General features: G+C 75.2%; 7 protein-coding genes. 4 read left to right on the top strand and 3 right to left on the bottom strand.

The window, feature by feature from the left end; translation table 11 throughout:
- Positions 1-257 precede the first annotated feature (257 nt).
- Positions 258-1283: an ATP-binding cassette domain-containing protein gene (locus SZN_RS33010; protein WP_043734324.1), complete on the top strand. Its 1026-nt coding sequence runs from the start codon at positions 258-260 to the stop codon at positions 1281-1283.
- Positions 1280-2194 (top strand): ABC transporter permease, encoded by a 915-nt coding sequence (locus SZN_RS33005; protein ID WP_007503672.1) that lies wholly within the window; start codon positions 1280-1282, stop codon positions 2192-2194. Before SZN_RS33010 ends, SZN_RS33005 begins: the two co-directional genes overlap by 4 nt.
- Positions 2195-2223: 29 nt before the next feature.
- Here SZN_RS33005 and SZN_RS33000 read toward each other — a convergent pair whose 3' ends face one another.
- Positions 2224-5523 carry an ATP-binding protein gene (locus SZN_RS33000; RefSeq protein WP_007503670.1) on the bottom strand — a complete coding sequence of 1100 codons (3300 nt, stop codon included), beginning with the start codon at positions 5521-5523 and terminating at the stop codon, positions 2224-2226.
- A 197-nt stretch (positions 5524-5720) separates the two neighbouring features.
- Between SZN_RS33000 and SZN_RS32995 the strand changes: the two genes are divergently transcribed.
- Complete coding sequence (locus tag SZN_RS32995; RefSeq protein ID WP_007503667.1) at positions 5721-6521, top strand: site-2 protease family protein; 801 nt, start codon at positions 5721-5723, stop codon at positions 6519-6521.
- Here SZN_RS32995 and SZN_RS32990 read toward each other — a convergent pair.
- Together SZN_RS32990 and npdG are read right to left on the bottom strand one after the other, a co-directional pair.
- The gene (locus SZN_RS32990; protein ID WP_007503665.1) at positions 6511-6696 is read right to left on the bottom strand and encodes a hypothetical protein; all 186 of its coding nucleotides are present in this window, start codon (positions 6694-6696) and stop codon (positions 6511-6513) included. The two genes, SZN_RS32995 and SZN_RS32990, sit on opposite strands and share 11 nt — an antisense overlap.
- Positions 6697-6750: 54 nt before the next feature.
- Positions 6751-7476 carry an NADPH-dependent F420 reductase gene (gene npdG / locus SZN_RS32985; RefSeq protein WP_007503664.1) on the bottom strand — a complete coding sequence of 242 codons (726 nt, stop codon included), beginning with the start codon at positions 7474-7476 and terminating at the stop codon, positions 6751-6753.
- Between the two features lie 251 nt (positions 7477-7727).
- Between npdG and SZN_RS32980 the strand changes: the two genes are divergently transcribed.
- Entirely contained in the window at positions 7728-8330 is a 603-nt protein-coding gene (locus SZN_RS32980; RefSeq protein ID WP_007503663.1) for a hypothetical protein, read from the top strand.
- Positions 8331-8509 lie beyond the last annotated feature (179 nt).

Genomic DNA, 8509 nt, shown 5'->3' with positions numbered 1-8509 from the left:
GGGCCGTCCTCGGGGTCGGGGTCGCGGGCGTCGCTCATCTGCCGAACCGCCGCGTGCCGCCCGCGTGCCGCCCGCGGGGCGTGCGCGGGCGGGTGGTCGCGCGCCGGTGCCGTACGGCGCGGGGCCCGCGGAGGCGTCCGGGGAGGGCCCGGCGCCCCCTTCCACGGGCCGCCGCCCTGTCTGCCGTGTCGGTGACCCGCCGGTCCTGTAGGCGGCCTGTCGGTGTTTTGTCGGTGGGCCCTGGCAGTGTCGTTGCCATGACGCGAATCGACAGCGGGCCGGGCCGACCCGGCAGTGCCGTCTCCGTACGGGGGATGATCAAGCACTACGGCGAGACGAAGGCCCTGGACGGGGTGGACCTGGAGGTGGCCGAGGGCACCGTGATGGGGGTGCTCGGGCCCAACGGCGCCGGGAAGACCACCCTGGTGCGCATCCTGTCCACCCTGCTGGCGCCGGACGCCGGACACGCCGTCGTCGCCGGGTACGACGTCGTCCGGCAGCCCCGGCAGCTGCGCCGGGTCATCGGGCTCACCGGCCAGTACGCCTCCGTGGACGAGAAGCTCTCCGGCTGGGAGAACCTGTACCTCATCGGCCGCCTGCTCGACCTGCCCCGCAAGGAGGCGCGCACCCGGGCCGACGAACTGCTGGAGCGGTTCTCGCTGACCGAGGCCGCCAAGCGGCCCGCGGCGACCTACTCCGGCGGGATGCGCCGCCGCCTCGACCTGGCCGCCTCCATGATCGGCCGGCCCTCCGTGCTGTTCCTGGACGAGCCGACCACGGGCCTGGACCCGCGCACCCGCAACGAGGTCTGGGACGAGGTCAAGGCGATGGTCGGGGAGGGCGTGACCGTCCTGCTGACCACCCAGTACATGGAGGAGGCCGAGCAGCTCGCCTCCGAGCTGACGGTCGTCGACCGCGGCAAGGTCGTCGCGGGCGGCCGGATCGAGGCGCTGAAGGCCAAGGTCGGAGGGCGCACGCTGCGCGTCCGTCCGGCCGACGCCCTCCAACTGCGGCCGCTCGCAGGACATCTGGACGGACTCGGCATCACCGGGCTCGCCACCACCACCGTGGACAGCGCCACCGGCACGCTCCTCGTCCCGATCCTGAGCGACGAGCAACTGACCGCCGTGGTCGGCGCGCTCACCACGCGCGGTATCACGCTCGCCTCCGTCACCACCGAACTGCCCAGCCTGGACGAGGTGTTCCTCTCGCTCACCGGCCACCGCGCCAGCGCCCCGCAGGACACCGTGCCCGCCGACGACCGCGAGGAGGCCGCCGCATGAGCGCCCGTACGACACCCACCGCCGACGAGGCGCTGCGCCCCGTCACCGCACCCGCCACCGCCGGCGGGGCGCTGCGCCCCGCGGCAGCCACGACCGCCGCCGGGGCCGCCCGGCCGCCCGCCGGCGACGACGCCCGTATCGGGCTGCGCGGTCATCTGCGGCACACCGGTGCCCTGGTGCGCCGCAACCTGCTGTGGATCCGGAAGGACCCGGAGTCCATGGCCGACGCGGTGCTGATGCCGATCATCTTCACCCTGCTGTTCGTGTTCGTCTTCGGCGGCTCGATCGGGCAGGCGCTGGGCGGCGGCCAGGACCGGTACGTGCAGTACGTCATCCCCGGCATGATCGCGATGATGAGCATGACGCTCTCGCAGGGCGTGGGCACCGGGTTCAGCCAGGACTTCAACTCCGGTGTGATGGACCGCTTCCGGTCGCTGCCGATCGGGCGGGGCTCGGTGCTCTTCGCGAAGATCTCGGTGGAACTGCTGAGGATGCTGTTCGCGACGGCCGTCCTGATGGTCGTCGCCGTCCTGGTCGGCTTCGAGATCACCAGCTGGCCCGGTCTCCTCGCGACCGTGGCGCTGTCCATCGCCTTCGCCTCCTCGATCATGTGGGTGTTCCTCACCCTCGGCGTGATCATGAAGAGCGCGCAGTCCGTGCAGGCGATGGGCTTCCTGGTGCTGTTCCCGCTCCAGTTCGGCTCGTCGATCTTCGCGCCGACGACGTCGATGCCGGGCTGGCTGCGGACGTTCACCGACTACAACCCGCTGTCCACCCTCGCGGACGCCGCACGCGGCCTGATGCTGGGCGGGCCGGTCGCCACCGATCTGTGGGTGACCCTCGGCTGGTCGGTGGCGATCACCGCGGTGATGGCACCGGTCGCGATCCACAAGTTCCGCACCAAGAGCTGACCCGGCTGCCCGGCGGGTGCCGGTGCGGCTCAGACCAGGGCGGCGGCCTCCCCCGGGGAGAGGCCGCCGCCCCGCGCGTACGCCGCCTCGAAGTCCCGCTCGCCCAGGGCCGCGCGCAGGGCCCGTTCCGCCCGGACGCGCGTCTCGCGCTCGACCGAGGTCGGGACGTGCCCCGCGGGCAGCAGGGCGTCCCCGGCGGCGAGGCAGCGGGCCCCGTCGCGGGCGCGGCTCCCGCCTCGGACATGGCCGAGGCCGAGGGCGGCGATGTGCAGGAACATGGCGCGCATGTGCGGGGCGATGGCCTGGGACAGCGGGTCCTCGGCCCCGTCCAGGGCGACGCGGACCTTGCCCAGGCTCTCCTCGTAGCAGCCGTCGCTCGCCTCCACGAACGCCTCCGAGCCGAGGATGATCGCGTCGAAGAGGACGAAGTGGGCGATCCGGAAGTCCGCGCGCAGTACGCGGATCTGGGCGCGCGCTTCCTCGGCGCGTCCGTTCATGGCGAGCCATCCGGCGAGGGAGAGCCGCGCGAAGGGCATCGCCTCGTTGCCGGCGCCCTCCTGGCCGGCGAGCACCTCGTGCAGGATCCGGGTGCCGCGCACGGCGTCGCCCGACTCCATCAGCGCGGTGCCCAGGCGGGCCCGGAGCACCGCGCGCTGGGCGCGGGCGCCGAGGCGCTCGGCGATCTCGATGGCCACCCCGTAGTCGGCGGCGGCGAGGTCGAAACGCCCCTTGCGCTCATGGGACTCGGCGCGCGCGGAGATCGCCTCGGCGGTCCCCCACACGTCGCCCAGCCGCCGGTAGACCGCCAGCGCCTCCTCTGCGTCGCGGGTGGCGTCGCCCGCCCAGTCGCTGCGGTTGGCGAACAGGTTGGCCCGGAACTGCAGGCTGGAGGCGAGCTCCCAGTCGTAGCCGGGGGTCTCGCGGCAGGTGCGGACGGTGGCCTCGGCGACCTCCCGCACTCGCGCGAGGTCCCCGGAGAACATCACGGCGAAGATCCACATCATGCCCGGGACCCGGCAGGTCTGCGGCTGTCCGGGCTCGTAGGTGGCGGCGATGGACCGCAGTTTCGCCCGGCCCCCGGGCGAGTGCCAGGCGTCCAGCTCGGTGTCCATGCAGGCCAGGTGGACCAGATGCAGACCGCGCCGGGCCTCCGTGAGGAGCTCGCCGGTCCACGGGGGCGCGGTGTCGGTGCAGCGCTCGTACACCGCGGCGGCCGGCCGGGGCGGTTCGGGGAACGGGTCGGGCCCGAGCGCCATGACCTCCCGCGACCAGTTGCGGGCCTCGATGCGCAGGTCGCGCATCTGCCAGTACCAGGCCAGCGACAGGATCAGGCACAGCGCCTCCTGCTCCTCGCGGGCGGTGAGCGCCTGCCGCAGAGCGGTGCGCAGGTTCTCGTACTCGCGCTCCAGGCGTTCGATGGCGGCGAGCTGGCCGGGGCCGCGCAGCAACGGGTCGGCGGTGCGGGCGAGTTCGCGGTAGTGGACCAGGTGCGCCCGGCCGGCCTCGGCCCGCCGCCCCGTCTCGTCCAGGCGTTCCCCGGCGTACTCGGCGACGGTCTCCAGGAGCCGGTAGCGCATCTCGCCGCTCCCCGAAGGGGCCGCCACCACCAGGGACTTGTCGACGAGCGAGCCCAGCGCCTCCAGCGCGGCCGGGCCGCAGACGGCCTCGGCGGCGGCGAGGTCGCAGCCGCCCGCGAAGACCGACAGCCTTGCCAGCACGGCCCGTTCGTCCTCGTCCAGCAGCTCCCACGACCAGTCGACGACGGCCCGCAGGGTCTGCTGGCGGGGCAGGACCGTACGGCTCCCCGAGGTCAGCAGCCGGAAGCGGTCGTCAAGGCGGTCGGCGATCTGACGGGGAGTCAGCATCCGGAGCCGGGCGGCCGCCAGCTCGATCGCCAGGGGCAGGCCGTCGAGGCGGCGGCAGATCTCCGCGCACGCGGCGGCGCTCTCCTCGTCGGCCTCGACCCGGAAGCCGGGCCGCGCCGCGGCGCCCCGGTCGGCCAGCAGCCGCAGCGCGAACGGCTCGGGCAGCGGGCCGACGGGCCGCAGCAACTCCCCCGGCACACCGAGCGGTTCGCGGCTGGTCGCCATGACCGTGAGCCCCGGGCACCGCTCCAGCAGCTCGGCGGCCAGCCGGGCGGCGGCCTCCACGACATGCTCGCAGTTGTCGAGGATCAGCAGCATGCGCCGCTTTCCGCAGTGCTCGGCGAGCCGCTCCACCGGATCGTCGTAGCGGTCGGAGCCCGCCCGCAGGGCCTCGGCGCCGGCGCCGTAGAGGACCGTCTCGCGGGCGCCGACCGCGGTCAGCACGGCCTCCGGCACGGCCTCCGGGTCGTCGACCGGCGCGAGCTCGGCCAGCCACACCCCGTCCGGGGCGGTCTCGCGCACGCTCTCGGCGGCCTCCTGCGACAGCCGTGTCTTGCCGGCGCCGCCGGGGCCCAGCAGGGTCACCAGCCGGGCGGTGGCGAGGTCGCCGCGGATGAGCCCGATGTCCGCCTCGCGTCCGACGAAGGAGGTCAGCCGGGCGCGCAGATTGCCCGCCGCGGGGGCCGGGGCGGGCGGTGGCCCGGACGCCGGGGCGGCCTCGGGCGGGGGGCCGTCCGCGGCCCGCAGCAGTTCGGCGTGCAGCGCCCGCAGCTCCGGCCCCGGGTCCGAGCCGAGCCGCTCCGCCAGCAGGGTGCGTACGTCCTCGTAGGCGGCCAGCGCCTCCGCGGTGCGGCCCGCGTCCCGCAGCGCGCGCAGCCGCAGGGCCTGGAGGGGTTCGTCCAGCGGACGGCCGTCGCACAGGGCGGTCAGCTCCGGCAGCGACTGCTCGGCCCCGCCGAGGGCCAGGGCCGCGGTGTGGCGGGCGCGCAGGGCGTCCAGCCGCCGTGTCTCCTGCCGGGCCGCCTCGGCGTCCCGGTCGGGGAGGTCGGCCAGGGCGGGGCCCTGCCACAGGGCGAGGGCGTCGTCGAGCAGGCCCGCGGCCTTCACGGGATCGCCGTCGGCCAGCGTCCGCGCGCCCTCGCCCGCGAGGCGCGCGAAGCGGTGCAGGTCGATGTCGTCGGGGTCGGCGGCGAGGCGGTAGCCGCCGTCGGCCGAGACGACCGCGTCCGCTCCGAGCGCCCTGCGCAGCCGGCCGACCAGCGCCTGGAGCGCGCCCGGCGCGTCGGCGGGCGGCTGTCCGCCCCAGACCTCCTCGACCAGCAGCGCCGCGGGGACGGTCCGGCCGCCCCGCAGCGCCAGCACGGTCAGCAGGGCACGCAGCCGCGCACCGCCGACCGGAGCGGGGCGGCCGTCGGGGCGGAGTGCCTGGGTGGTGCCGAGGATGCGGTAGCGCACGGGATCCATTGTCTCCGGTGGAGCGAGGGGGCGGTCACAGGGCCGGGCCGCGGGGCGTGGCGGGCGGGGTCCCCGGGTCCGCCCGCCGGGCCCGGGTGCACAGCCTCCCCGGAACCGGCGCCCCACCGCGAGACGTTTTCCCCGTGCCCGGTACGGTCGGGCAGGTCGCCGCGCGGCCCCGCGCGCACGAGAGTCCAGGGAGCGCCATGACCACCGCCCTCAGCCGGCGCGGCGAACGCCGTATCAGCCCCGTGTTCCTCGGCATCCTCGCCGTCACGGCGGTCACGGGCTGGGCGACCTGGACCGGGTTCGCCGAGCAGCCGGGCCTCGCCGTGTTCCTGTTCGTGACGGGCGCCTGGGTGGTCTCCCTCTGCCTGCACGAGTACGCGCACGCGCGCACCGCCCTGCACAGCGGCGACATCTCGGTCGGCGCGAAGGGCTACCTCACGCTGAACCCGCTGAAGTACACCCACGCGCTGCTCAGCATCGTGCTCCCGGTGCTCTTCGTGATCATGGGCGGTATCGGTCTGCCCGGCGGTGCCGTGTTCATCGAGCGCGCCCGGATCAGGGGGCGCTGGCGGCACAGCCTGATCTCGGCGGCCGGGCCGCTGACCAACGTCCTGTTCGCCGTCGTGTTCACCGCCCCGTTCTGGCTGGGCGCGCTCGACGGCGTGCCGCCGCTGTTCCGGTTCGCGCTCGCCTTCCTGGCCCTGCTCCAGGTCACCGCGGCGATCCTGAACTTCCTGCCGGTCCCGGGCCTGGACGGCTACGGGGTGATCGAGCCGTGGCTGTCGCACGGCATCCGGCGCCAGGTGGAGCCGTTCGCCCCGTTCGGCCTGCTGTTCGTGTTCGCGCTGCTGTGGCTGCCCCAGGTCAACGGCGTGTTCTTCGACGCGGTCGACGCGGTGCTGTGCGGCCTCGGGATCAGCGACCTGGAAACCTACTGCGGTTACGACCTGTTCCGCTTCTGGCGGGAGGCCGACACGCAGTGCGTCGTCAGCCCGTGACCGAACCGTCGCGGCCGGTCCGGGCGCGGCGCAGGTAGTACCAGGTCATGTTCGACGTGAGGCCCGCCAGCAGCACCCACACGACCCCGAGCAAGCTGCCCCGGGCGAACGAGAAGACCGCGGCCGCCACGGCGAGCACACAGACGATCAGGGCGTAGACACCAAGGCGGGGCATGACGGTCGGCTCCTTCGGGGGACACTGCTGCGGCGACCAGTGTCCCCCATCTCCTCAGACGTCCGTGACGCGGAGTCCCGCGTGCGCCTTGTAGCGGCGGTTCACCGAGATCAGGTTGGCGACCAGCGACTCCACCTGGTGGGCGTTGCGCAGCCGCCCCGCGAAGACGCCCCGCATCCCGGGGATGCGGCCGGCCAGCGCCTGGACGATCTCCACGTCCGCGCGCGCCTCGCCCAGCACCATCACGTCGGTGTCGATCTCGTCGATCTCCGGGTCCTGGAGCAGGACCGCCGACAGGTGGTGGAAGGCCGCCGTCACCCGTGAGTCGGGCAGCAGCGCGGCGGCCTGCTCGGCGGCGCTGCCCTCCTCGGGCTTGAGGGCGTAGGCGCCCTGCTTGTCGAAGCCGAGCGGGTTGACGCAGTCGACGACCAGCTTGCCGGCCAGCTCCTCGCGCAGGGCCTCCAGCGTCCTGCCGTGGCCCTCCCAGGGCACGGCGACGATCACGACGTCGCTGCGCCGCGCGCACTCGGCGTTGTCGGTGCCCTCGACGCCGTGTCCGAGTTCCCCGGCGGCGGCGCGGGCCCGCTCGGCGGCCCGCGAGCCGATGATCACCTTCTGGCCGGCACGGGCCAGCCGGTGGGCGAGGCCCTTGCCCTGCGGCCCGGTCCCGCCGAGCACGCCGACGACGAGTCCGGAGACGTCGGGAAGGTCCCAGGGGTCCTTGGCCGGGGCCTTCGCGGGGGCGCCGCCGGACTGCTGTGCACTGTCGGTAGAGGTCATGGGCCGACTGTACGTCCGTGCCGCGCGGCCCGTCGGTCCAGGCCGGGCACCCGGAGCGGGGCGCGGGCCCCGCCGGGCGCCGAAGTCCCGGGCCCCGCTGCGGAGTCCGCCCGGCAGGGGGACCCGGGGCTGCGGGCCGGCCGATCCGATGCGGGCAGGTGTGCGAGCGGGAGGGACGCCGGTCCCCGGACCGGGCGAATTCGGGGTGAATCCTGAGCCGTGAGGGGCCGGTTGGGGCAGGATGCGGTCGCATGGACGCCGTACGTGTCGCGTTGCTGCGCGAAGTGCTCGCCGGAACCGAGTGGCTGGGAGCCACCCGGCGGTTCGCGGGGGCGCTGCGCACGTCGGCGGTCTCGCACGGCGGCGGACTGCTGCTGGTCGGCACGCCCGCGTACGAGCCGTGGCATCTGGCGGCCCATCTGGTCGACGAGGCCGCGTGGTCGGGGACGCCGGAGCTGGCCCCGACCCTCGTCCGGCACGCGGCGCGGGTCTCGGACCCGGCGCACCTGGCGGTGGGCCTGGGCCGGCTGGCCGCGGCGCGGCGCGGGGAGACGCTGCTGGTGGTGTCGCCGCAGGAGCCGGGGGCACCGCTCCTGGAGCGGGTCCACGACGCGCGGCTGGCCGGGGCGACGGTGCTGGCGCTGGGCACCGGCGAGGGCGATCTGACCTCCATGGCCCATGAGCGGCTGGTGGTGCCCGAGGGGGCGGAGCTGGACCTGGACACCGTCCAGCACCTGGTGAGCGCGGCGGCCGGCGAGAACGCCGTGCCCTCGCCCCGGGGCCGCCACCGCTTCCGGGACCGCCTGTCCCGCCTGGCGGAGTCCCTCACGGCACCGCCCCCACCCCGCTGGTGACCGCCGCGGCCCCGGAAAACCCTTTGCCGGGGCGGCGTTACGGGCCCGGACACGCCCCTCGTGCCCGACGTCTCCCCCACCCGCCCGACGCCCCGTTCCCGGCCGCGCGCCCTGCCGCCGCGCCGGCGCCCCGGCGCGGGCGGCAGGGCGCGCGCAGCGACGAACACGCCCGGCGGCGG

It is taken from the genome of Streptomyces zinciresistens K42, assembly GCF_000225525.1.
In the GTDB taxonomy this organism is placed as follows: domain Bacteria; phylum Actinomycetota; class Actinomycetes; order Streptomycetales; family Streptomycetaceae; genus Streptomyces; species Streptomyces zinciresistens.
The sequence above is the reverse complement of the archived record's forward strand: the minus strand, read 5'-3'. Positions and strand labels throughout refer to the sequence as shown.